The 24283-nt window shown below is 55.1% G+C and carries 20 protein-coding genes and 1 tRNA gene; 7 read left to right on the plus strand and 14 right to left on the minus strand.

Features of this window, described 5'->3' with window-relative positions; all coding sequences use genetic code 11:
* Nucleotides 1-92 precede the first annotated feature (92 nt).
* Nucleotides 93-392, plus strand: a complete 300-nt coding sequence (locus FKG94_RS13140) for a hypothetical protein (protein ID WP_142904802.1) — start codon at nucleotides 93-95, stop codon at nucleotides 390-392.
* A 143-nt stretch (nucleotides 393-535) separates the two neighbouring features.
* Here the strand turns inward: FKG94_RS13140 and FKG94_RS13145 are convergent.
* The 6 genes from FKG94_RS13145 to FKG94_RS13170 all read right to left on the minus strand — a co-directional run bounded on the left by FKG94_RS13145 (nucleotide 536) and on the right by FKG94_RS13170 (nucleotide 5062).
* Nucleotides 536-611 (minus strand) — tRNA-His (locus FKG94_RS13145).
* A gap of 378 nt (nucleotides 612-989) precedes the next feature.
* A complete protein-coding gene (locus FKG94_RS13150; protein WP_142904803.1) occupies nucleotides 990-1397 on the minus strand; it encodes a hypothetical protein in 408 nt (135 codons plus the stop codon).
* Nucleotides 1398-1929: 532 nt separating this feature from the next.
* Entirely contained in the window at nucleotides 1930-2274 is a 345-nt protein-coding gene (locus FKG94_RS13155; protein WP_142904804.1) for a helix-turn-helix domain-containing protein, read from the minus strand.
* 256 nt (nucleotides 2275-2530) lie between these two features.
* Entirely contained in the window at nucleotides 2531-3187 is a 657-nt protein-coding gene (locus FKG94_RS13160; protein ID WP_179957637.1) for a uridine kinase family protein, read from the minus strand.
* Between the two features lie 125 nt (nucleotides 3188-3312).
* Nucleotides 3313-3669: a DUF2845 domain-containing protein gene (locus FKG94_RS13165; protein WP_142904806.1), complete on the minus strand. Its 357-nt coding sequence runs from the start codon at nucleotides 3667-3669 to the stop codon at nucleotides 3313-3315.
* A gap of 472 nt (nucleotides 3670-4141) precedes the next feature.
* The gene (locus FKG94_RS13170) at nucleotides 4142-5062 is read right to left on the minus strand and encodes a LysR family transcriptional regulator (RefSeq protein ID WP_142904807.1); all 921 of its coding nucleotides are present in this window, start codon (nucleotides 5060-5062) and stop codon (nucleotides 4142-4144) included.
* Nucleotides 5063-5163: 101 nt separating this feature from the next.
* On the opposite strand from FKG94_RS13170, the gene FKG94_RS13175 reads away from it, so the two are divergent.
* The gene (locus FKG94_RS13175; protein ID WP_142904808.1) at nucleotides 5164-6009 is read left to right on the plus strand and encodes an aldo/keto reductase; all 846 of its coding nucleotides are present in this window, start codon (nucleotides 5164-5166) and stop codon (nucleotides 6007-6009) included.
* Nucleotides 6010-6178: 169 nt separating this feature from the next.
* Here the strand turns inward: FKG94_RS13175 and FKG94_RS13180 are convergent, their stop codons facing one another.
* The 4 genes from FKG94_RS13180 to FKG94_RS13195 all read right to left on the minus strand — a co-directional run bounded on the left by FKG94_RS13180 (nucleotide 6179) and on the right by FKG94_RS13195 (nucleotide 12375).
* Nucleotides 6179-7096 (minus strand): helix-turn-helix domain-containing protein, encoded by a 918-nt coding sequence (locus FKG94_RS13180; protein WP_218943521.1) that lies wholly within the window; start codon nucleotides 7094-7096, stop codon nucleotides 6179-6181.
* An 859-nt stretch (nucleotides 7097-7955) separates the two neighbouring features.
* A complete protein-coding gene (locus FKG94_RS13185; RefSeq protein WP_142904810.1) occupies nucleotides 7956-9608 on the minus strand; it encodes an MFS transporter in 1653 nt (550 codons plus the stop codon).
* 27 nt (nucleotides 9609-9635) lie between these two features.
* Nucleotides 9636-11636 (minus strand): amidohydrolase, encoded by a 2001-nt coding sequence (locus FKG94_RS13190; RefSeq protein WP_142904811.1) that lies wholly within the window; start codon nucleotides 11634-11636, stop codon nucleotides 9636-9638.
* 37 nt (nucleotides 11637-11673) lie between these two features.
* Nucleotides 11674-12375: a hydrolase gene (locus tag FKG94_RS13195; protein ID WP_142904812.1), complete on the minus strand. Its 702-nt coding sequence runs from the start codon at nucleotides 12373-12375 to the stop codon at nucleotides 11674-11676.
* A 152-nt stretch (nucleotides 12376-12527) separates the two neighbouring features.
* On the opposite strand from FKG94_RS13195, the gene FKG94_RS13200 reads away from it, so the two are divergent.
* Nucleotides 12528-12860: a winged helix-turn-helix transcriptional regulator gene (locus FKG94_RS13200; RefSeq protein ID WP_142904813.1), complete on the plus strand. Its 333-nt coding sequence runs from the start codon at nucleotides 12528-12530 to the stop codon at nucleotides 12858-12860.
* A 331-nt stretch (nucleotides 12861-13191) separates the two neighbouring features.
* Nucleotides 13192-14229 (plus strand): peptidoglycan DD-metalloendopeptidase family protein, encoded by a 1038-nt coding sequence (locus FKG94_RS13205; protein ID WP_142904814.1) that lies wholly within the window; start codon nucleotides 13192-13194, stop codon nucleotides 14227-14229.
* 41 nt (nucleotides 14230-14270) lie between these two features.
* Here FKG94_RS13205 and FKG94_RS13210 read toward each other — a convergent pair whose 3' ends face one another.
* The 4 genes from FKG94_RS13210 to FKG94_RS13225 all read right to left on the minus strand — a co-directional run bounded on the left by FKG94_RS13210 (nucleotide 14271) and on the right by FKG94_RS13225 (nucleotide 18234).
* Nucleotides 14271-15020 (minus strand): oxygen-binding di-iron domain-containing protein, encoded by a 750-nt coding sequence (locus FKG94_RS13210; protein WP_142904815.1) that lies wholly within the window; start codon nucleotides 15018-15020, stop codon nucleotides 14271-14273.
* Complete coding sequence (locus tag FKG94_RS13215) at nucleotides 15010-15633, minus strand: chemotaxis protein (protein WP_142904816.1); 624 nt, start codon at nucleotides 15631-15633, stop codon at nucleotides 15010-15012. The genes FKG94_RS13210 and FKG94_RS13215 overlap by 11 nt, the downstream gene beginning before the upstream one ends.
* Before the next feature lie 811 nt (nucleotides 15634-16444).
* A complete protein-coding gene (locus FKG94_RS13220; protein WP_142904817.1) occupies nucleotides 16445-17236 on the minus strand; it encodes a crotonase/enoyl-CoA hydratase family protein in 792 nt (263 codons plus the stop codon).
* Between the two features lie 143 nt (nucleotides 17237-17379).
* On the minus strand, nucleotides 17380-18234 hold the full coding sequence (locus FKG94_RS13225; RefSeq protein ID WP_142904818.1) for a crotonase/enoyl-CoA hydratase family protein: 855 nt from the start codon (nucleotides 18232-18234) through the stop codon (nucleotides 17380-17382).
* Between the two features lie 403 nt (nucleotides 18235-18637).
* Here FKG94_RS13225 and FKG94_RS13230 point away from each other — a divergent pair, with 403 nt between their 5' ends.
* The 3 genes from FKG94_RS13230 (at nucleotide 18638) to FKG94_RS13240 (ending at nucleotide 23936) form a co-directional block, all read left to right on the plus strand.
* Entirely contained in the window at nucleotides 18638-19213 is a 576-nt protein-coding gene (locus FKG94_RS13230; protein WP_179957639.1) for a TetR/AcrR family transcriptional regulator, read from the plus strand.
* Nucleotides 19214-20329: 1116 nt separating this feature from the next.
* Nucleotides 20330-22966, plus strand: a complete 2637-nt coding sequence (locus FKG94_RS13235) for a DUF4397 domain-containing protein (RefSeq protein ID WP_218943522.1) — start codon at nucleotides 20330-20332, stop codon at nucleotides 22964-22966.
* 445 nt (nucleotides 22967-23411) lie between these two features.
* Entirely contained in the window at nucleotides 23412-23936 is a 525-nt protein-coding gene (locus FKG94_RS13240; protein ID WP_142904821.1) for a hypothetical protein, read from the plus strand.
* Nucleotides 23937-24283: the final 347 nt, after the last annotated feature.

Below are 24283 nucleotides of genomic sequence, written 5' to 3' on the forward strand. Positions count from 1 at the left end.
GTGAGGCCGCGCCCCGAGGTAGTCGGAAGAGCACTATTATACACAACGTTAATAAATACAACCTATAGCCATCCGGGTTCAGGAGCACTCGAGTGAACGTTAAAGCCATACTTGCGGCCAGTATTATAGCCACTGCTGTTGTTCCGGTCGCCACTCTGGCCTGCCACAAACCCACACCCCCCACGTTACCCGATCCCGATGCAGCGGTGACAGCACAGATGGTGAAGGCAAAGCATCAGATGAAGGCCTTTATGGATGCCGCCAATGCTTATCTGGACTGTATCTCCGGCGACACCCGGCAATACAACGCCTGGATAGATGAAATGGCCAAGACTGCCGATCAGTTCAACGCGATCGTCCGCAAGTACAAGCGGCGCATGGCCACCACCTGAGGCACATCGGCTTGCGCGGCGGCCCGATGAATCGAAATATCAGGCAGTCGGTATGAACTGGCAAAAAGGAAACCAGAGGCTGGCAAAAAGCGTGGTAAATGGAGAAGGACAGAAACGTAGTCTATTGAAATTAAGGGAAAAACTGGGGTGGCTGACGGGGCTTGAACCCGCGACCACTGGAATCACAATCCAGGGCTCTACCAACTGAGCTACAGCCACCATCGCAAGAAACGACCTTCCTAGTCTACACCAACTCTTTCCCTACTGAGCAAAGCATTTGAAGCCGGACATTGCCAATAACAGCCGCCGCGTCTGATCACAGACACATCGAATCTCGATTGGCTACGGAGCCCGGGATCACTAGAGCCTATCGACGCCGGCTCCATCTCAGATAAGCCCCTGTCAACCCAGCCGCTTCACGCCGCCCAACGGCCTGATTCTCGCCTGGGCCGCCTCAAATGCGCGCGTATATTGGCACAAACATACTATGGATTACAAGCACTTAGCCGAAGAATTAGCCGAAGAAATTGGCTGTGCCCAGTGCAGGGTCCGAGCCTGGCGAAAACACCCGCGCAGACGCTGGTGTAAGTGTTCGGCTCAATTCGGCGCCCCGTCAGCAAGCAGCCACCGCTCAAGGGGTTGGGGTCGTTCCGTGCCCCCCCTCACCACTCGGTAAGGATGCCAATACAGGTCCTCGGGGCCTCCGGGCAGCCGCTTTATCACCAGCAGCGGCAGCGGGTAACTGACCGCCGGGGGGTTGCCGTAATGGACTCCTAAAACACTGGGGAGCGCACTGTCGGCTGTTCTGGCTGTTACCAATCCGTGTATCGGATGAGCGTCCGCAAAACGGGCTTCGACAACCATATCGACAAACAGGCAGGCGGGACTGCCGCCCTCCTTCGGCAAATACAACCGACCCGCCCGCCGCCAGTGGTCGAACAGCTCCGCCAGGGTCTGCGGTTTAAACCAGGGAGCTCCCGGTGCGGGGGGGTGTCTGCTGCTCATATCAAGTTCCTATTTGGGTAAATTCCTGGGTTGGGTAAATTCCTGGGTTGGGTAAATTCCTGTGTCGCATCTAATGATGGCTGTTACGCTGTGAACGAATCACAGCTCGCCGTCTTCGCTTTTCGGAACTTACCCGCTGGTAAACGTAAAATATAGTACTGAGGTAATTCTCTATATAAGACCGTAATAGTGCCAATAGATGCATTTACAGGCAAACGGCATCCCGGAATCAGGACACCCTGAAGTCGGCAAACCAGCGTTAACAGTGACACCTCTGTGTGCGGGAACCCCGATCTTGTGGTCCTGTCAGGGAAGAAAATTGTATCGGGAACCCGACTGAGATGCATCAGGATACCCGCTGCCAGAGGCGGGATCTTATGCGGCTGTGAATTGGTAAATCCCTTGAATTAGACTTATCATCTGACATCCCACTCGAGGCAATTCAACACTCAGGCTTCTGTTGCACTTGCCAAAGAATCGGCTTTACCAGACAGAGCCGTCGCTCGCTCTCGTTTGCGCCAGGCGGTCGGGGTCAGGCCGTAATATTTTTTAAACTGCGGTTGAAATAGCTGACGTTGTTAAATCCGCAATCATAAGCGACTTTGCTGACAGGGATATCGGCGTTTTCGATTAGGCCTCTGGCTCTTTCCAGGCGGGCTGTTAACAGTAAATCGGTCGGCGACTGATCAAAGTAGTCCTTCACATAGCGATACAGGTTGTGCTTGTCGATCCCCAGGTTTTTCGCCATATGCTCGATACCGTAATTGGGATCGGCACTGTTGAGGTTAACCTCGATAGCAACAGCAGAAACCCGAAATTCGTTTTGCAGCACCAGTTTAATAAACCGGCACAGCGCATAATTATCGTCGACGACCAATAAAGTGGCGCTGTATCGGTGTCGACGTGCGTATCAGTATCCCTGTCGAGCAGGCAGACGGTCGATGTCAGCGCCAGATCGGAGGGACTGGCACCGGCTGCCTTTGTCGGGTCCTCGGGCTTGATGAGCCTGCCCAGCCTATCGGAGGCAAAGCGTACCTAATTCGAACGTGCATCGCTAAACTCCAGTTCACATCACAACCGATTGAGAGCAATGCTTACACCTGTGCTCAAATCACAGAAGTTCTCGGGCATAGCTATCCCTCTGCGGGTAACGCCAAAATAAGATCATAGGCTTCCTCCGGCATGACTTCGGCAAAGTAGTAGTCCTCTATCTCGGCCCAACGGCTATCCCAATCGCTGCCGTAGGCTCCGCCCTCGCGCTGACGCAGTTGGTCGTGCCGCACCGCATCCGGTATTTTCACCAGCACCCGCAGGTCAACCAGGTCGGCAAGCTGCGGACGGGCACTGTATACACCTTCCAACAGCACCATCGGTGTCGCTACACAGCAGTTCGGTTCAGGTTTCAGCGGAATCATGTCGGTATCCCAATCTTCGCTGTCCCAGTCGAACGAGCGCCAGATACCCACCCCCGTGTCCAACAGCGACTTCAGGAGTGTTCTCTGGCAGCGCCAGTCCATAACATGATTCATTTTCTCGCCGACAGACCACTTGTCCCAGGTAGTGGCACTCCCCCCCCTGTAAAACTGATCCCCTTCGATAACAGTGACGACCGCCCCGCCGGCCATGCTCTCAGCGTTCAAAGTATCTGCGACTATTGTTGCTATTGTCGACTTACCGGAACCGCTGGGACCGTCCAGCGCCACGACTATCGGCGCCGTACCGACCGAGAGCAGGCTGCGGAGGTCTCCGGTAAGGCGGTGGGCCAGATATTGAGAATTTCTTATATCCATAACGTTATAGTTTTCCATCTTGACGCAACGCAGTTGTCTGGCGAATGATCCCCGATAGAGGCCTAGCGTTTGCGAGTGCCTTTATTCAATTGACTTCAGCCAATTACTTTTATTAGCAGCTTCTTCTAATAGCCCCTTCCCTGTACATCAATTTTTACAACAACGCCATTCTCGAAGCGTACTCGCCGGATAAAGCGATTGGGTCCAAAATTGTAAGTCCATTCCTCTACCCGAACTTCCTCATAGGAGCGCTGGTGCCATAACAGTTCTTCTCTCTTGTGGGTGTCACTATAGCGGGCGTTGGGCAGCCCGGACCGATAGACACTGCGTTTTTCCACAAAGTCCGGCTCTCCACAAATTTTATAGACCTTAAACTGGGAGTCGCCCTTGCTCACGAGTTTAACGCCGCATCGCATTGCAAATGCTGACTCGGCCATCAACAACAGAATGAGGAAAATTGAAGCTAAATACTTAACTCTCATGCCGCGCTACCTTTTGGTTGTACCATTATACAAATGTTGGCGTTAAATACCTGAACCTAAGCTTAACTGAGACAATCGGCGACAATAAAATGTCGCTGTAAACTACCCTTATTTGAGCAAAGTGACAAGTAATGATCATTACATAATCCGTATCGTAACAGCATTGCAGCCAATCACCTGATGCCGGCCGTGCAATCGTAAACGCCGAACAGCCACAGACACCGCGACCGAGTTAAACGCGGAAAAACTTATGGACAGCAGATTGTGTAAAGACAGATCAGGAACCGTCGAACCTGGCGGAAGGTTTATCGCTTCATTTCGGATTGCCGGACGTACAGATTGTCCGACCGGGCACGCCCCAACATTTTTTTACCAAGACAAGTAAAGCCTGCTCCGGCTACTTTTCGGACAGACTTCACCGACAGCTCCGGTACCCAGGATTCGCAGAGCGAAAACCGTTGAAAACAGTTGCTCACTGCACCTGTTTAATACCCGCAATCGCCGCGATACCGGTCTGCAAGGCGTCGAGAAAAGCCCGCAGCCGCAGCGGCTGGTGCCGACCGGGAAGGTAGGCGACGTGAATATCCAGAGACGGCGCTTGCCACCCGGGTAAAAGATCGACCAGGCTCCCCTCTTCAAGCTCCTGTGCCACAAACCACTTCGGCATCACAGCTATGCCCACGCCCATAAGCGCCGCCTCTTTGAGCGCGACAATATTGTTGGTCCGCATACGCACCGGCGGTTGCAGGGTGAACGATCGCTTTGCCCCCTTTAGCAGCGGAATCCGCTGGCCCTCAAACGGCCCTAAAGCCACCAGTGGCAGGCTTGCCGCCTGTTTGGGTGTACCGGGCAGGCCGTGTTCGGCGACCAAAGGCTGGGATGCCACAAGCAAACGCTCAACGGTGGCGAGACGGCGTACCACCAGCGTTTCGTCGGGTACCGGTCCGACTTTGATCCAACAGTCGCACCCCACTTGCGCAAACCTGATCGACTGGTCATTCAACTCCCAAGTCAACGCCACCGCCGGATGTTCCGTTTGAAACGCCGCGGCGATCCTCACCAGGTGGTGTTGACCGAGAGCAATTGGCGCCACTACCTTCAAGGTGCCCTGAATCTGCTGCTGTCCGGCGAGGTGCTTCTCCGTGAGTGCCTCCCAACTGTCGAGGAGCTGCCGCGCATCTGCCAGCAGATCGACGCCCGCGTCGGTCAACGCCAACGCATGAGTATTGCGTCGCATCAACTGGGTTTGCAGGCGCGTCTCTAATTCCGCCAATTGCCGGCTGGCGGAAGGTTGCGAGAGACCCAAGCCCCGGGCCGCGGCACTAATGCTGCCGGTGTCGGCGATGCGGACGAAAGTTTCCAGCAGAGTCATTCGATCCAATGGCTTGCTCATACGCAATATGTATAGCTGATATACATATCAGTTGTCTACCAAATTATGAGATATTCGGGGATAGTCGCCTTGCAAGATCAACGAAAACGACGGAGCACACCATGAACAACATCACAAACCACGCCGCTACCGACACCGCGAGCAACGCTGTGGACAATACTTTCAACACCACCGCCACCAAGAGGACTTTCCGCCTCGGCGGTGAACGCGAGATCAACCGCCTCGGCTACGGCGCCATGCGACTGACCGGCCAGCCCGCCAACTTTGGCCCCTATCCGCAGTGGGAAGCCGGCAAAGCCCTGCTGCAGCGCGCTGTCGAGTTGGGCGTGAATTTCTTTGACTCCGCCCGGGCTTACGGCCCTGAATGGGCTGATAAAATCATCGCCGAAGCGCTGCATCCCTATGACAAGCAGGTGATGATCGCCACCAAAGGCGGAGTCGACAAGCTGGCCCCGGATCAGATTGTCACCGATGGCCGGCCACAGACCTTGGAGGCGCAAATCGATGCCGCTCTCAGCAACCTGAAGGTCGAGCAGATCGAACTTTTTCAACTGCATCGGGTAGACCCAAATGTACCCATTGAGGACTCTGTGGGGGCCATCGACAGAGCCCGCCTGGCGGGCAAGGTGCGCTTTATCGGGCTATCCAATGTCGATCGCGAGCAACTGGATCGCGCCCTCACCGTCGCGCCTATCGCGTCGATCCAGAATCGTTTTAACCAGGCCGAGCAGGCGCAAAGTGCCCTGGTCGATTACACCGCAACAAAAGGCATCGCCTTTATTCCCTACGGTCCGCTGGGCGCACATCCCATGAGGCAAGGTGCCGGATTAAAGGCGCAGCAGGCGCTGGTATGGCTGCTGAAGCGGTCACCCAATATTATCGTGATTCCGGGCACCACCTCGGTGGCGCATCTCGAGGAAAACCTGGCCGCCTGGCATTTGATGTGACCAATATCAGGTAGCTGGAAAGCGATATGACTCTATTAAACAGTCCAGCAGCACGGGGGCGGGTGGGGCTCTCGTCAACACCCTGGTCTACGATCATCCCATCTTTGTTCAACAATTGGGACGGTGCGCGAAAGGCTGATGCGAGAGGTGGCAGGTCGGAAATTTGAAACTAGGATTCTTCCTCTTTCATCTTCCTGATTAGTGTCGCGCGACCGATACCCAGCGCTTGCGCGGCCTTGGTCTTGTTACCCCCGCATCGCTCTATCGCCTCTTTTATATAAATTCGCTCGAAGGTGGCACTGGCCATTTTCAGGCCGGTAGTATCGGAGGCTAACATGGCATCTTTGATATGGTTGACTGCCCGATACTCCTGCGTAGCGGGAATAAGGGAAAGAATTCTCAAGACTTTTTCTGTATTGACAATACTTTCAGTCAGGAACAGCACCACCAGCATAATATTCACGGCCAATGACATAAATACGGCGCCGTTTACGGCATAGCCAATCTGCATGGCCAGCAGCAAACCAAGCGCCACCAGCGCTACCGGGCCGGTGGCCAACAACATAACCATTGCCCTGCGCTTTGCATACCAATTTGCAGTCGTGCTTATAAAGCGTATTAATAATACAATCGGCGTCATTGCCGCGACAAACAGGGTGATTTGCAGCACCCAGTAAAAATCCCCGGGAATACGCGTGACGCTATAACCTATACTTCGCGCACCGACGAAAGCCGCGCCAGGCGTAAAGATGGCGACAACACAGGGGATCGCCATCACCACCACTATCGCAACCCCCACGTTGTTGGGACAGTCGGTCACCTCCAGCGCCAGCCCCAAAATGGATAGCGCCGCCACCACACCGAAGAAATAGTACAACGACATATAAAAAACGCCGTCAGTGGGGCGATCCACGTAAAGGAAGGAAGTGATTTCAAATATATTCAGGCCGACCAGCGCAACCATTGTCGCCCACAACCACAGGCTGATCTGACGAAATGACCGCCGCGCAATCCACAACACCGCTACTTTCAGCAATAATGCTGTGGCACTGGGTATTACATAGGGCGTCAATAAATAGTCAGTCATTGACATAAGTCCATCCCTTGTGTCCATTGACCTTATTGAGTCTGGGAAGTCGTAGCGCCATAATGTGTCAAGCACTTTACAGTTCGTCAGCCTGGTAGTCAGGCCTTACTCTCGCAGCCAATCGAGCAGGACAGAGGCTGACAGGCCAAAGCAGATCAGGCCAAAGCAAATCAGGCCAAAGCAAATACAGGACCGCGCCTTACTGAAACAAGCCGTTGACCGGTTCGAAATATTAAGGTCTTTGATATTGTATGAGTACCTGGGCAAAAGAAACGCGCGCGCGATCAAAAACCGGGTCCCCCCAGGGGTGAAGATCCTACACTTTCACATCGACAAAGAGCAACCCAATTGTCAGGCACGAGGTTGATCGTCTCGAACTCGACGAACCATACGAGTATGCGCACTAACACGTCCCTTAAACGCAAGCACAAACTGTTCTTATTCTTGACTGCGCTTTTTGCAATCATAAGTATCGCCGGTGCACATATCTTTCTGCCCGATGCACGCTTTCTGCTAAAGGTTCTGGCCGCGGCCAGCCTGTTTATGGTCGGAACCCACATTGCTTTTATCGCTATTTACTTTAAGACGTTTCGCAAATAATCTCGCCACACCAGGGAGCGCCACCTACTGCCGCCATATTGGGCGGCAAGACGTCTCTCGACACACACCACTTTAGACGCCGCGGCCAAGCCAATAAATTTGAACGATAATACAACTATCAAACAGTTGCCTTTGTCTACAAAACAGTTGTCTTTGTCTACATAAAAAGTAAACGGCACGCGTTCTCCGATTGTCGCCTCGGCAGCGGCATGGAATGGTGCATCACGCCGCGACTGATGAATTACGCAATGTATTCAGCTCAACATCGTGGCGCAGACCCTAAGCGCGTGGTGGCTACAGCAGCCGGGTCCGGTGCCAGAAAGTGAGTCACCAGCGGCTCCCCGGCCTCTCTCTGGAAAGCGCGCACCTTGTCTTGAATAACGCGGTCGGCTTCAGTAACGCGCGCATGATGGCGCAAATGAGCGAGCCAGGACGCTTCGATAAAGTACTCGAGATAGCGGCCCGGCTCCGCGACATCTTCGAATAATCCCCAGGCATAGGCGCCGTTGCGCAACCGCGCCGCTTTCAATCCATTCATCGCCTCGATAAACGCCGTCGCCCGCACGGGATCGATCCGGTAGTCAACAGTTACCATCACCGGACCGCGATCGGGCTGAATGTCACCCGCCACAATCGGCTCGGGCCAGTGCGAGGACGGCGAGAGGTCGAGATCGAGCCCCTGCTGCAATTTGAACGGCCATGAAAGTGCGGCGCCGACAACAGCAGCGACCGCTGCGATCAACAGGGCCGCCGGGATACCGAGCAGCGATGCGACCTGCCCCCAGACCAGGCTACCGAATGTCATGGAGCCGAAAAAAACAGTGATAAATACGGACAGACCGCGCGCCCTAACCCAATCGGGCAGCGCGACCTGCGCTGACACGTTGAGACTGGAGAGCACTGCAATCCAGGAGGCACCCGCGATCAAGCAGGCCAAGATCGCGGCCTCAGGGTGCTTAAGCAGCGCAAAGATGACCAGCGCCAGGGCAGTGCCGGCGGTGCCGGCGGCGACCAGCGCGTCCGCGCCCAGCCGTTGTTTGAGTGGTGGCAGCGATAGCGCACCGCTGACGGCGCCGACGCCAATGGCACCGAGCATCACGCCATAGAGTTCGGGGCCACCCGCCAGCTCCTGTCTTGCAAAAAGTGGAAGTAGTGCCCAATAAGCACTGGCAAATACAAAAAAAACCGCCGCGCGCACCAGCGTCGCCCGCAGCGGTCCGCTCGCCCAGGCATAGCCTAAACCGGTGCGCACAGCGCGCCAGAAACGTTCCGAGGGGAGGTGAGTCGCCGGCGGTGGCGGCGGTCGCCACCAGAGCAACGCGGCAATGACGATAATGAAACTCAACGCGCTCAAAAGATAAGGCCAGGCAATACCGAGGCCGGCAATGATCACCCCGGCCAGCGCCGGACCGACTGCCCGACTGATATTGATACCGACGCTGTTGAGCGCCACGGCGGCTTGCAGATTTGAGCGGGGTACCAGTTGCGGTACGATCGCCTGCCAGGCCGGGGCGACGAAAGCGGCGCCGGCGCCGGAGAGAAAGGTGAAAACGAGCAACACCCAGGCGTCGATCCGCTCGAACAGAACCAGCAGACCCAGCGCCAGGGTAGCCAGAGCCAGGGCACCCATAACGCCGATCAACAGCCGGCGGCGATCGACAAGATCGGCGAGCGCACCGGCCCCGAGCGCAAATAGAAATACCGGCGCGGTGGTGGCAGCCTGGACCAAAGCCACCATCAACGGCGACGGCGATAGCGACGTCATCAGCCAGCCGGAGGCGACATCGTGCATCCAGGTGCCGACGTTGGAAATCACGGTCGCCGTCCACAGCACCGCAAAGGCGGCGTGGGTAAAAGGTGTCCACGCCGAGACCGCACTACCGGCTTTTGCTTCCGCCGCCGTTTCGCTCATCTCACATTAATTGCCGCCGGACCGCGCTCAAACCGCAAAACAGGAACAGCCGAGCGCCCCCCAGAAAGATCGCTTGTCAGCAACGGGAATCGGATTATCCCATGCGATTCGGTGATTGTGACCGTGAATGCCGCAGGCCGCGGCACAACCGTCATGACAGGCGCGTGCAAACTGCGGCGCAGCCCCTGCCGCAGCCCGCTGCGCAGGGCTGGGCCCGGTGTGAACGGGACTCCAATCCGGAGAGGCCGGCGGCAGCGGCGGCGACAAATCGGTAAAGTCGCCCTCCCCGTAAACCACTCGACCGGCGGTCATGGTCAGCACCGAGTTGATGCGCCGAATCTCTTGCGCAGGCACCCGCATATAGTCCGCCGACAACACGGCGAGGTCGGCATACTGGCCGGGTGTAAGCGCCCCCTTGACATCGGCCTCCCCGGAAAACCACGCCGAACCCTGGGTCCAGATTCGCAGTGCCTCCTCGCGGCTCAACACATTTTCAGCGTCATAGAGGGCAAGCCCACCGGGGGTCCTGCCGGTAGTGAGCCAATAGAGTGCGACCCAGGGATCGTAGGAGGCGACCCGGGTAGCATCGGTCCCGCCACCCACCGGCACTTCCATCGCCAACATTTTGGCAATGGGTGGCGTCGCCTTGGCCGCCGCCTTGCCGTAGCGGGCGACGAAATATTCACCCTGAAATGCCATGCGGTGCTGGGTGGCAATACCGCCGCCAAGCGCCTTGATCCGCTCGATATTGCGCGGACCGATGGTCTCGGCGTGATCGATAATAAAGCGGGTCTCGAACGGCTTCTTACCGTTAACCCGCTCGAACACAGTGAGGAAGCGGTCGATCGACTCGTCATAGGTGGCGTGAATGCGAAACGGCCATTTATGGGTTGCCAGCAACTCGACAATCGATTCAAGTTCACGTTCCATATGCGGAGCGAGGTCGGGGCGCGGTTCGAGGAAGTTTTCGAAATCCGCCGCCGACCAGGTGAGGTTCTCTCCCGCCCCGTTCATGCGCAACATGGCCGAGCCGGCACCGGGTTCAGTAATAGCGATCCAACGCTCATAATCGCTCAGTTCTTCTCCCGCCGTCTGGGCAAACAGGTTGTAGGCTATTCGCACGGTTAACTGGCCGGCGTCGTGCAGGCGCTGGATTACCGTATAGTCGTCGGGGAAGTTCTGGCCGCCACCGCCGGCATCTATCACGCTGGTGATACCGAGCCGGTTCATCTCGCGCATATAGTGGCGCGTCGAATTAATCTGGTCGGCAAGCGGTAGCTTTGGGCCCTGCGCCAGGGTCGAATACAGGATCAGCGCCGAGGGATTCGCGATCAACATACCCGTCGGCTCGCCTTTGGCATCTTTTTCAATCAGGCCGCCACGCGGGTTGGGTGTCGTTTTGGTAATCCCCAGGGCCCTTAGAGCGGCCCGGTTCAGCAACGCGCGACCATAGAGGTGCAGAATAAAGACCGGCACCTGCGGCGCCGCCGCATTGATCTCACCCAGTGTCGGCATGCGCCGCTCCGCGAACTGGAACTCCGACCAGCCACCGACGACGCGTACCCACTGCGGTGCCGGTGTGCGCTCGGCCTGGGCTTTCAACATGCGCAACGCATCGGCCAGGGACGACACGCCTTCCCAGCGCAACTCCATATTGTAGTTCAGCCCGCCGCGAATCAGGTGCGTGTGGCTGTCGTTAAGACCGGGGATAACACGCCGGCCGCCGAGATCGACGACGGTGGTGTCACTATCGGCAAGCCGCATGATGTCGTCGGTCGGACCTACGGCCTGAACCAGCCCGCCGCGCACAGCAATGGCCTGCGCCTCCGGGTTGGTGCGATCGAGTGTTGTAATACGTCCGTTGCGCAAAATCACATCTGCCATTGCGCCGTTCTCCTGTTTTTGCGCGCGGCTGAAACGGGGCGCCAATAATGCAAAAACCCCGGCCGCCGTCGCGCCCTTGACGACCTGTCGCCGGGTCACAGCACCGGCTCGCAGCCGTGCATTATGCTTGGGTGGTCTCGGCATTGGATTCAGTCTCCTGCAAAGCCGGCCCGAAAAGGACTTACGCCCCGGCGTTACTGCCGGCGCCGGCTGGAACGGGATCGAGGCGCGGTCCATGGTGCACCCGCTCCTGCGCTTTGTGCACCATGGTGTAGGCGTAATCGACACCCATGCCGTAGGCGCCGGAGTGCTCTTTCACGATATCCATAACCGCGTCATAGGTATCCCGGTGCGCCCAGTCGCGCTGCCACTCAAGCAGCACCTGCTGCCAGGTAACCGGCACCACCCCGGCCTGGATCATGCGCTGCATCGCATAATCGTGAGCCTCTTTGGACGTGCCGCCGGAGGCGTCGGCAACCATATAAATTTCGTAGCCGCCCTCACTCATCGCGGAAAACGCAAAGCTGTTGTTGCAGACCTCTGTCCAGAGACCGGCTACGATCACTTTCTTGTGAACATTCCCGGCCAGCGCCTCGCGCACCTTCTGGTCGTCCCAGGAGTTCATCGACGTGCGTTCAAGTAGCGGATGTTCGGGAAAAACGGCGAGCAATTCGGGATAAGTATGACCGGAAAAGCTATCGGTCTCGACGGTGGTGATGGTCGTCGGGATATTAAAGACCCGGGCGGATTTGGCGAGCGCCACCACGTTGTTTTTTAACACCTGCCGATCGATAGACTGTACACCAAAGGCCATTTGCGGCTGCTGGTCGATAAAAATGATCTGGCAGTTAACAGGTGTCAGAAGTTCGGGCTTAGTGGGCATTGAATGTGCTCCTCAGATAGAGGTGATCGAGCGGACACGCCGAACGGCGCCGTACCTCCCAAATCCGCCGCGAGTAAATCGCTTCCACGACATGCTAGGTATGTTACTATCGGTTGTAAAGTAGGTACCAACCGGTAACCAGGAAACCATTTGTGACTAAAGACAAACACCTCGACAAAGCAATCCCAAAGGGATGCCCGCTTGACCGGGTTTTTCGTTTGCTATCGGGCGAATGGACGACCCATATTCTCTGGGTACTGAGCCAAAACGGGCCTACCCGCCACGGTGAATTGCGGCGTCTGGTCGAGGGCATATCCTCCAAAGTACTGACCGACCGACTGCGCATGCTGGAGGCAAATGACGTCGTCTTTCGCGACTATGAACCTACGGTTCCACCCAAGGTTACCTACGGGCTGACAGCTGTGGGCAAAGAGCTCGATCAGGCACTCCGGGCGATGCAAGCAATCGCCGAGCATTGGACTTGAAGACTGCCCTTTGGACGTTTGGGAGGGTCCGGGCCGGAAGAAGTGTCGTCATGGCACATAAAGGTTGATCTGCTGACAATCGCCAACGGCACCTGTCACCGTCACAAGTAGATGTAAAAAACTGTTGTCGGTTTTTTCTGTCCCCTCACTACTATTTTTATCACCTGGCAAGTACATATTGGCTTGCAATTGTGACACAAGTCTCAATAATACCCACGGAAAAATGATGACCAAAAAACCGCCTTCTCTCCGGATAAAAATATATATTTAGCACTCTATAGAGTAGATACATTCGCAACAGCCATGCATCAACGGGATATACAGGCAAACCATGAATCATCGCTCTATCCGTTTTATATTCACATCACTGTCGTTCACAGTGATGGCGGGTTGTTCACCCCTGTTGTCGAAAAGCACAACGGAGTCAGTTGAAAAAAAGGCAGCCGATGAAATAAAAATCAACAACAGCGCCGGCCGCGACGACATCAAAGGCAAAAATTCCAGTGTAGTAAAAACCTTCGACTCCGAAGGACAGGTTCAGGAAAAGAGCTTAAAAGAAGAAGAGAAAAACAAAGAGCAAGAGTACATCGTTAAAAAAGGAGATACCTTATCTGCTATTGCACGCCGTTTTTACATCACGCCCGCGCAGCTTCAATCGCGCAATAAAATCACCGACCCGAATAAATTGCCGATAGGCATTCGACTGATAGTCCCCGGATCAAAAGCAAGCCGCACGACCACTAGCGCCAACAGTAAAGGCACCAAACGCAAGGCAGAGAAATCAGACCAGACAGTATATGTCGTCAAACGTGGAGATACTCTGTCAGGTATAGCGCGTCGGTTTTCCGTCACGATTTTACAACTTCAATACCGTGATAAGATTAGCAACCCGCACAGCTTGTCAGTGGCGACGTCATTGGTGATTCCAGATAAGGACTTATCAGTTCCAGCCTCTTTCCTCGCACGCAGCGGCGGCTTTATCTGGCCCGTCAAACACTTGAAAATCACTTCAGACTACGGTGCCCGCTCCGGTCAGCACCAGGGCATAGACTTCAGCGCCCCGCGAGGCACACACATTCTCGCGGCGGCCGACGGTATCGTCCACTTTGTCGGCAGACAGAGAGGTTACGGCAACGTAGTCATCCTTAAGCATGACGGCAAAGTCAAAACGCTCTATGCACATAACGATCACAATCTCGTGATTCGGGGTCAACGGGTAAAACAAAGGGAGGTTATCGCCTATGTCGGCCGAACCGGAAATGCGACAGGCTATCACGTACATTTTGAGTACCTGAAGGGTGGCAGAAAATTGAACCCGCGCCATTATATTTTAGTCAATCAGCCGCCAAACGCTGTAGCAGTCAATTAGTGCGGGAATCGCCAACCCTGCCGGCACCGGCTGGAAGCGTCTCAAGCCGACTGCACCCTGGGTATCGCCGTACCAACATCCAGAGTCGAGAACCAGTCGAGAAAGCGCTTGACATCATCACCTTCGAAAATACGCCCGTGTTGCGGGCACATCATATCAATCTCCAGTTTGCTGACCCGTTCGATCCAGTCGTCCTTGGCTCTATTGGACGGCATCCAGCGCTGGTGAAACATTTGCATTTTCCTGATGTGGTCTTGAAAGTCGTCGACTACCAAAGGTGCCTCAGCCGGCTCCAAAGCGGCGCCGATATCACCACTCATCAATATCCGCGCCTGAGGATCGTAGACGTGAAAATTACCGGAAGCATGCAAGTAGTGCGCAGGCACGAACTGTAGCTGCACCAGATCGAGCTGCAACTCCCCGCCCTCATCGGGAATGGCCACATAGTCGATGTTATCCATACCAAAATGCCGTATGAACCCCTCCCACAGCCAGGGTGCATGGAGTTGTGCTTCCGGCAATGCCTGATCCCAAAGCCCTAGCGATGAAATGATATCCGGGTCCTGATGTGAGGCAAACAAGTGAGTTACCTGCTCCACCGGGACCTGCTTGATAACGTTTGCCAGCATCGATGGAAACAACTCAATACCGCCCGGGTCCATCAGCAAAGCTTTGGTCTCGGTTTTAACCATATATTGATTGCTATCGATAATTTTTTCCGGCTTCTCAGGATCACGGCCAAACAACAACCATTGGTGAGAATTATTTTTGAAAATCTGCTTAGTCAGCACGGCCTTTCCCCAAATGGCTAAACATCTGTCGGGAGTATTTTACCCGTCGTTGAATTTCAGCGGCTGCATCGGCCACTTTTTGTGCGATAACATTGAGAGGTTGCTCAAACTGCCCGCCCGCCTGAGACGCTTCCACTCGAGACATGGCGGAGAGCACCATAGCGGTGCGTAACTCCCGGGCAAGTTCCTCAAGCCGACTGTTAAGATTGACAACCTGTTTGTCGAATTTTTCACGCAGTGAGTCCCTGTACTCTTGCGTCCGCTGATAGGAAGCGTCCAGGCTTGAAAGGTAAGGCGCGCCGGAAGCTTTATGAAAGGCATTATCAAAACTAACCAGAGCAAATTCGGCGCGAGCCGTATCCGAGGCGATACGGCTGACAGCCACAGCCTGGTTATTGATCACCTTGGAGGCATTGACAGTAACCGAAGCGAGGTCGTCGATGAAATCGGTAATAGCACGGAATCCGGCGGCTCCCTGCCCTGCCCGTATCGCCAGAGAGCGCGCATTGCTGGCAGTCAGTGCGATCTGTCGTGCCACTACCATGGCCTGGTACAACTCGGCGGCGACAATCGCGGCGATAACAAAATAATTTGGCTGCTCAGTCTGCGGCATAGGCCCTGGGTTCGCGCAAAGTAATGATAGAGAATCAGTAAAAAATTTTCTTTCTTATCTTGACTACGTTAGAGAATAAATCTCTTTAGGAACCAATCTCTGCCTGCAAGCTCCTCACTATGCTAGTGTAGTTTAAAATTTCAGAAGTCAATAAGCCTGAAACCTGAATACTGACCGGGAACTGATGGGTGTCTGTATTTTTCCGTTTAATACTACTTATAAGTATCCCAGGTGGCTTGCGTTTTTCCACCGACAAGCAAGAAACACCGTTAACGTGAAATTGGGAGGACTGCCAATTTTCAGGGGAATTGGCGTCAGGCAATCGCAGGCAGCGGCGTGGCCGACGATCTAACCTGTTGATAAGACTGACAAAGTAAAGGAGTCAAAATTGAAAGATCGCATTTGTACGATACAGACTCCCTGCCTGAAGTGGAGCCAGGCAGTATTAAACAGCTTTAGGCATCGCTACCTCAAAGAGAATACCGCCTGGGTTGTGACTCAGTAAGACAGTTCATCGAATGTCGCCGGAATCAACAAAAATACCATTAAAAGGTCATAGTGAGTGACAAACATCAGCTGACAGACTTATACGGCTCCCCGTGACGAACCCCTGCTTGTCACGGTATTTACCGGCTTAAACCAGGCCGGTCTGATCACCGGTACCCGATCTGGCAGAGTGAGGCTAGAAAAGCCGGAGCGACCCGGTATCTGGCGGATGGATCAAGCCGCGGTTCGGGAACTGGTCGGACAGCCGCGATTTCCCCGCGCCGTCGCTGCCACTTGATCGGTGTACTGACATTATCTTTTGACCTTACTTTTTATTGTTATCGAATTGGCCGTGGCGGCCTTTTCCGCTGGCAAAACTGCGCGAACCTTCAACGGCTTCCTCGAGGACGACTGCAGAGCTTCCGGCAATCTCCCGCACCAAGGCTTCAGCCAATTCATAGTCCCACTGGCGATACACGGAGAGTCTGTCCGCTTTTACACACTGTTGGGGAAAACCAGCGATCTCATGAGCCAGGGCCCGCGCTGCCGCCAGCGACTCACCGTCCGCTACGACTCGGTTTGCCAACCCCATTTGCAGCGCTTCTTCCGCGTGCACAGGGCGTCCTGTTAGAATCATGTCCAACGCCCGCCCCTGGCCCACAATTCGCGGTAACCGTACAGTCCCGCCATCGATCAATGGCACGCCCCAGCGCCGGCAAAAGACGCCGAACACCGCTGACTGTTCTGCGATACGCAAATCGCACATCAACGCCAGCTCCAGCCCGCCGGCAACCGCATACCCCGCCACCGCCGCAATCAGCGGTTTGCTGAGCGCCATACGAGTGGGCCCCATGGGCCCGGCCCCTCCCCGCTTGATGTCTACCTCATTACGCCGCGCGGGGTCTTCCATGGCAACCAGATCGGCGCCGGCACAAAAGTTACCACCCGCACCGGTCAATACGGCAACCCGCAGTTCGGCATTCTCCTCAAAATGTTCAAAGGCGTGTCGCAAAGTCGCCGCTGTGAAGCGGTCCACTGCATTACGTTTTTGCGGCAGGTTAATGCTGATGATAAAGACAGGACCATCTACCTCAGTAGTTACCGCGGTATCCGTCATAATGTCCTCCTTATAGAATCCGGCTTATACAGCGAACTAATAAATACTGGAAACACTACAGATTTGTTGACGACCCTAACTGCAAATTTTTTATACAGGCGGCTTACAAAACGCTTTAGAGCTTCTCTGGTCAGACGACAGGTTTATAGACTTTTACTGACCCCTTCAGCGATAGGCTCACCCGAGTCACGCTCTTTGACTGCCTGCTTAAACCCAACCGCCTGGGCTCGCTGGCGGAACCATAAACCTTCCGGGGAGTGGCGTGCAACACCGTCAAAAAAGTTGGCAAACATTTGTGTCGTGTGCAATCCCATATTCTCATAGACCTGATTGACGGTGAGTTTACACATCATCAGCTGATTGCGAGGGACACCTTTGATGCGAGCACAGAGTTTATCCACCTCCGCATCCAGGGCAGCCAAAGGCACGGCTTTCAAAATCAAGCCCAGTGCTTCCGCCTCCTTACCCGTGATCAAATCGCCGGTAAACAACATACGTTTGGCGCGCTCGATCCCCAGACGATAGACCCACATCATTGTGGAAGGCACCCCCCATACTCTCGTCGGCGGATAGCCGATTCTGGCATCCTCCGCCATGATAATCATATCGCAACACAGTGCGATATCACTGCCGCCGGCAGCGGCGGCACCGTGGATTTTACAAATGGTGGGTTTCCGGGAACGCCACAATGCCATAAAGTCATCGGTATTGCGCGACATCATGGCATAATCCTCGGTGGGATCCCAGGGCATTTCCTGGTTGCCGGGGATTTCTCCCTCCGCTTCAGCATAGGCCACCAAATCGTAGCCACCACAAAACCCCTTACCCGCTCCCTGCAGCACAATCACATGAACACCGGCATCGGCATCAGCAAGCTCCACAGCCCGGCGTAGTTCACGAGGCATAGGCGCGGTAATGGCATTTAAATGCTGCGGGCGATTTAAGGTGATCGTCGCAACCCGGTCGTTAGTTTCATAGAGTAGTGTTTCAAATTTCATGGGGACATGCCTGTTGTTTTCACAATAATTTTCCAGTCAATTGATTGCCGCCAGTCGCGGTCTCGAGCGCGCTGGATTTATTACTTGGTGAAACCTGTTCGTTCACTACTCACCAGCGGTAAGCTGCGGAAAAGTCACAGGTGTCACTAAGGCTCCCTCAAAAGCCGACTGCTTAATACACAGCCGATAATGAGTGATCTGTTATCACTCGGCCAGGATATACTGTACACTGTGTATCGTAAATAGCTGATTGAGGTTATTTATGAAGCAGGTTAGCTGGCAAGGCTCCCTGACCATTGACCAGCGGGCTTATTGATAGGCGGCAAACTCTTACAGGAAAAGACTGCGGGCAATATGAACAAGAATTTGAACAACTATGAACGATATGGCAGCAGATAGAGCTTTGACCAATAGCAGAGGCAGGCCGAGAAGCACCCAAGCCCACCAGGCCATCATCACCGCATTTATCGATGCGGTTCGCTCACAGGGTTACGCCAGAGTCTCCATCGATGGCGTTGCCCGTGGCGCCGGTGTCAGCCGGTCGACAATATACCGTTGGTATAATGATAAAGCGGATATAGCACTTGAGGCAGCCGCACAATTCGCCCAGGCGTTGGCCGGACAGACCTTTACGGGTCATTTCAGGAAAGATCTCAACAGGTTTATGGAACAAACCTTTGCCACAGCCAATGACCTGGCGCAGTTGTTTACAGCGCTGATGGCAGAAGCTCAGGCCGATAAAGCGTTTGCCGCGCGGGTATGGACGCGGTTTTCCTCGGTCCGGCGCCATACGTTGACCAAAATACTGCACAGCGGAACTGAGCCCGGTGGGACCGGGAAGGTGGATACTGAAGTTTTATTAGACATGATATTCGGCGCTGTCTGGTACCGCCTGATGAGTGGCCATGCGCCCCTGGATAAACAGTTCCAAAAAAAACTCCTGTCGGCAATCGAGATATTGCTGGAGCCCGCTTTTTGAAACCCCAAACCGTGACGGGCATCATAAAACCAAAAAAGTTAACCGACATGGCCAATAATCACCTGCCTCTGCATAACCGTCCCGAAGATAACGTTCCTACAGCAGGTTAACCCGGGCACCACTGCAACCAACGTCATCGCGCTCCCGGTTTTAAAAATCGATTTGTCGCGCATTCTTCTACGCAGTCCGGCATCAAGTAGATCATAGCGGCCGGCCAGACCACTTTTGTGACCTTCCCTACCTATAAAATTAAAATCGCGGCACAAAAATCATTACTGGAAACAATTTGATCATCCATACAGATCGAGTTGAAATCGATAAGCGCACCAAGCCGTTGACACACGGTGTAAACGTAGACAAGAGCGCCGCGCCACAGGTCTATCGACTCACTCTGTCAACCTGACCAGTTGCAGATACCGCCCGAATGCTGCAAACACAAAGACAAACGGCGAAACCCGCCGGGCGATCACCAATCTGCATTCACTACAACCTGCCCCAGCACTTCGCTTCAGACAGTGTCACGCAAGTGCCGCCACCAATATTCCCAAGCATATCGAGCTTTCAATTGCCGCGGTTCACCGGTGCTGGGCATGAAAATTTTGTCAAACCACAGCTAGACAAACCCAAGTGGTCCAATCATCAGGATGTTGCGTAGATGATATCTGTGATCCATGCAGTCGATGGCACACCGGAACGCCGGCTTCGGCAAAGTCAATCAGGCACTATGACTTCACTGACGCCGGCAGCACCAAGGCAGAAAATACTGTCGCGATAATAATCGTGTTAACTCGTTCCATGATATAGACCGTTAGTGACTATGGGATTTACAGAAAAAAGAAACCGGAAAGAAACGCCGGATCAGGGTAACCACTCACTGCTCCGCGATAGCCTGTTTGGCCCAACACTGTTTGTAATAGCAGCCTCCCGCCTTTCAAGCCAGCCGCCATCAATTCCATTCTTGGCCTGCTGGCAGTGAGCGCTTCGATGCTATTTATCAATTCGATAACAACACTAACTACCATCACTTAAAAGGGCTACTGCGCGGAGGGATTCGCACATTCAAAACTTACAGATCAACTGAAAGAGGAAAAGACCATGAAGGGGATAATGAAACTTGTGGCAGTCTCCCTACTGCCACTCTTCGTCGCCGGATGTTTTCTCGACGATGACGATGACAACAACTCGCCGCCGCCACCCGAAACGACACCCAGCGCCAGCCTGCGAATTATTCACGCCTCACCGGATGCGCCGACAGTCAACGTATTTGCCGGTGACGCCATCCTGGCCGGACTGGAAAATGTGGATTACCAGGTCGCCTCTCCCCGCCTGACGTTGGATGCGGGTAGCTACGATGTGCGCGTCGAAGCCAATGTGCCGGGGGGCAATATCGATGTCATAACGCAAACACTTACGCTCGACGGCGACACCACCTACGACGTGTTGGCAGTGGATACGGTCGCCGATGAAGTAGAAGCGCTGATTGTGGAAAACTCCGCCTCAGACATAGGCGCCGGTAATGTGCGCGTGCAGGTGGTCCACGCGGCGCCAGGGGCGCCCGCGGTCGATATCTACGTCACCGCCCCGGACGCCGACCTGGCCATGGCCGCGGCGCTGGACACACTGGCTTTCAGGGAATTTACCGACCAGGTTGAAGTGGCGGCCGGCGACTATCGCATTCGCATCACGCCGGAGGGGCAACAAACCGTGGTTTTCGATTCCGCAACCGTGCCACTGGCCGCAGGTGCCGACCTGCTGATCGTGGCTACAGATAATGTCAGCACTGGAAACTCACCGGTAACCCTGCTGGTGGCAGACGGTACCGGCTCGGCCAAAATCCGCGACAGCGCAGCAACAGCAGAGCTGCGTGTCGTACATGCCGTCAGTGACGCCCCCGCCGTCGACATCAACGCGAACAATGCGTTGACCCTGGTGGACGGCGCAGCGTTTCTCGCGACCACAGCCTACCTGCCTCTCGAGCCGGGCGACTACATGATCGATATCGCCACCGCCGGTACCGATACCACGGTGGTTGACGATGCCGTGGTGACACTGGAACAAGGCGTATTCTACACCGCTATCGCCAACGGTACCCTGGCCGGCGATGCCGTCGATCTGGACCTGCTGATCGATATGCCACGTGCCGTGGCCACTGAGGCCAAAGTGCGTATTATCCATGCCGCGCCCAGCGCCGGCACGGTGGATATCTATGTAACCGCCGATGGCGAAATCACCGATGTAGACCCCGCGTTCAGCGCCGTGCCCTACAGCACCGACGCGCTGGCGGAAACCATGTACGTGGCCCTGGCAGAAGGCGCTTATGTGGTAACCGTAACGCCCACCGGCAGCAAAGATGAAGCGCTGGAGACATCGGTACTGAATCTGATGGCCGGCGGCGTCTACACTGCTATTGCCGCCGACGGCAGCATGATGGGCGCCGGCCCGCAGTTGATCCTGCTGGATGCGCTGGACGCCACACCGCCGACGCTGGGTCAGCCCAGCCTGCGCGTGACACACGCTTCCCCCGATGCGCCGACAGTCAACGTATTCGCCAATGGTGATGCCCTGCTCAATGACGTCGACTATCAGACCGCCTCGGCCTGGCTACCGGTTCCCGCCGATGATTATGCCGTGCGCGTAGAGGCTAATCTGCCGGGCGCCATGACCACCGATGTCATCACCGCGGACCTGGCACTTGCCGCCGGCAACACCTACGAGGTACTGGCAATCGGCTCGGTCGGCGCCGGCACCCTGGGGCCGCTGGTGATCGAGAACAGCGCCTTCGGCGTTGCCTACGATAATGTCAGGGTGCAGGTAGTACACGCCGCCCCCCAGGCACCGCAGGTGGATATCTATGTGACCGCGCCCGACGCCGATCTCAGTGATGCTCAACCTGTAGCGACTGCCTCGTTCGGCGAGTTCACCGGGCAACTGATAGTACCGGCCGGTGACTATCAAATCCGCTTGACGCCGGCCGGGGACCAGACCGTCGTCTTTGACTCGGGCACCGTGCCACTGGCGGCAGGCGCCGATCTGCTTATCGCCGCTACCGAGAACGTGGCCACGGGCACCTCGCCGGTATCTCTGTTGGTGGCCGACGGCACCGCCTCATCGGTAATCCTGGACGGCAATGCACAAGCCCATATCCGCGTGGTGCACGCCGCTGCCGATGCCCCGGTCGTGGACGTGATCGCCAACAATGCAGTGACCCTGGTTGACGGCGCGGCGTTCCTGGATGCGACCGACTATATCACCGTCGATGCCGGCAACTACTTGCTCGATATCGCCGCCGATGCCGATGGCGCCGTGGTGATCGACGATGCGCCGGTAACACTGGCGGCCGGCGTATTCTATACAGCGATCGCCAACAACACCCTGGCGGCGCTGGACCTGGATCTGTTGACAGATACACCCAGGGCGGTGGCGACAGAGGCCAGAGTTCGCATTATTCACGCCTCCCCGGGTGCCGGCAATGTCGACATTTACGTATCGGCGGACGGCGAGATTGGCGCTATCGATCCGGCTTTCCCCAACGTGCCCTATAACACTGGGACTTTAGCCGAAACGGGTTATGTGGGACTGGCGGCCGGCGACTATGTGGTAACGGTAACCGCCGCCGGTTCCAAGGTCGAGGCGCTGGAAACCGGCGTACTCAGTCTGCAGGCCGGGATGATCTATACCGCCATTGCGGTGGACGGCAATATGCTCGCTGATCCGCCTCAGCTTATCCTTTTGGACGGGTTGGCGACGCCGTAAACCGCCAGCGCTTGCGCTGTCATCGGACGAGCAAACAGATTGCGGATTGTTATCTCACCCGTTTGAACTGAGCCCCCGACCTTGGGGGCTCTTCCATATCCGGCGCGCTGACTCTCCAAGGCCAGCTTGGTCCGCTTAACTACTATGTGGGTACAGGCGCGCTGAAATCATGAAACGGTCTATTCGCCTTGCGCAGCGCGACTCAATTCTAGACTTGCGTGCGGGTCGTGCCCCGATATTAGCAATCTGAATCGGGCCTGAACCCTACAAGCAAAGCGCCGTTTGGTCCTCTTGACCTGTCTACGGCTTCAGCCTTTATCCTGCTCGCCCGGCCAACTCGGAGAACAATCTCCCCGAGTGGCAACATTGACGTGCGTCAACTCTGTGCATACCCGAGGTGCGTACAGTAACCGGTAAATCCCATTTTCAATGAGGAGAAAACAGGATGAAAAAGCCAGATACCAGCAAATCGGATGAAATTGTCGAGCGTTTTTTAGAAAGAAACACCCCCTTTAAAAGAAAAGAGCAAGTATTTGAAAAACACTTTAACGCCTCTCCCAAACAGGTTTTCAAACAACTCTGTCCCGCCCGTGAGGCGGACTGGATTAACGGCTGGACGGTAGACTTAATATATACCACAACAGGGTATGCGGAGCCTCTCTGTGTATTTCAAACCCCGGCATCCAATATTTTGGGTTCCGGACTTTGGATACTAACGAAGCTAGAGCCCAACAAAGTTTTAGAAGGAGTAATTTTTCAAACGGAAAACGGTATTATCGAATATCTAAAAATAGAGCTGATAGAAATGGGGAACAATGCCTGTAAAGGAATATGGACAATTATACTGACAGCGACAAATGAGAACGGAAATTCAGTTATTGCGTCTATTTCTGATGAAGAACCTGACTTTCTAAGAGAACTGGCATACTTCCTTGAACATGGGAAGCTGATGGAAAAGAAAAGTGCATGAACTTCTACTTGAGCGGATGCGCCGAACGTAAGGTCCGAAGAGCCAATTTCAAGACGTGACTTCGATCTACTTCAACCGGCATACCACTAAGTTCTCTGATCGGCTCGACGCTTGGCAATTCTTGTCGTCACCTTCAACAACGAGGGCAGCCTGAAAGTACGTATACACAAGGGCTGCCTGACGCACGGGGAAACGAGAACCAAACGGCGATCTCCCTACATCAGTCCCGGCGAATTGAATCGTCATAGGGGTCTCATTGCAGCCGATCTCGACACCAGCCTGGGTCTCCGCTGGGAAATAGCTGGACACCTACCATGGATTCGTTAGCATCGGCACTGGAGAAAAGC

Origin of the sequence: Exilibacterium tricleocarpae (genome assembly GCF_007004655.1) — a bacterium.
Taxonomy (GTDB): domain Bacteria; phylum Pseudomonadota; class Gammaproteobacteria; order Pseudomonadales; family Cellvibrionaceae; genus Exilibacterium; species Exilibacterium tricleocarpae.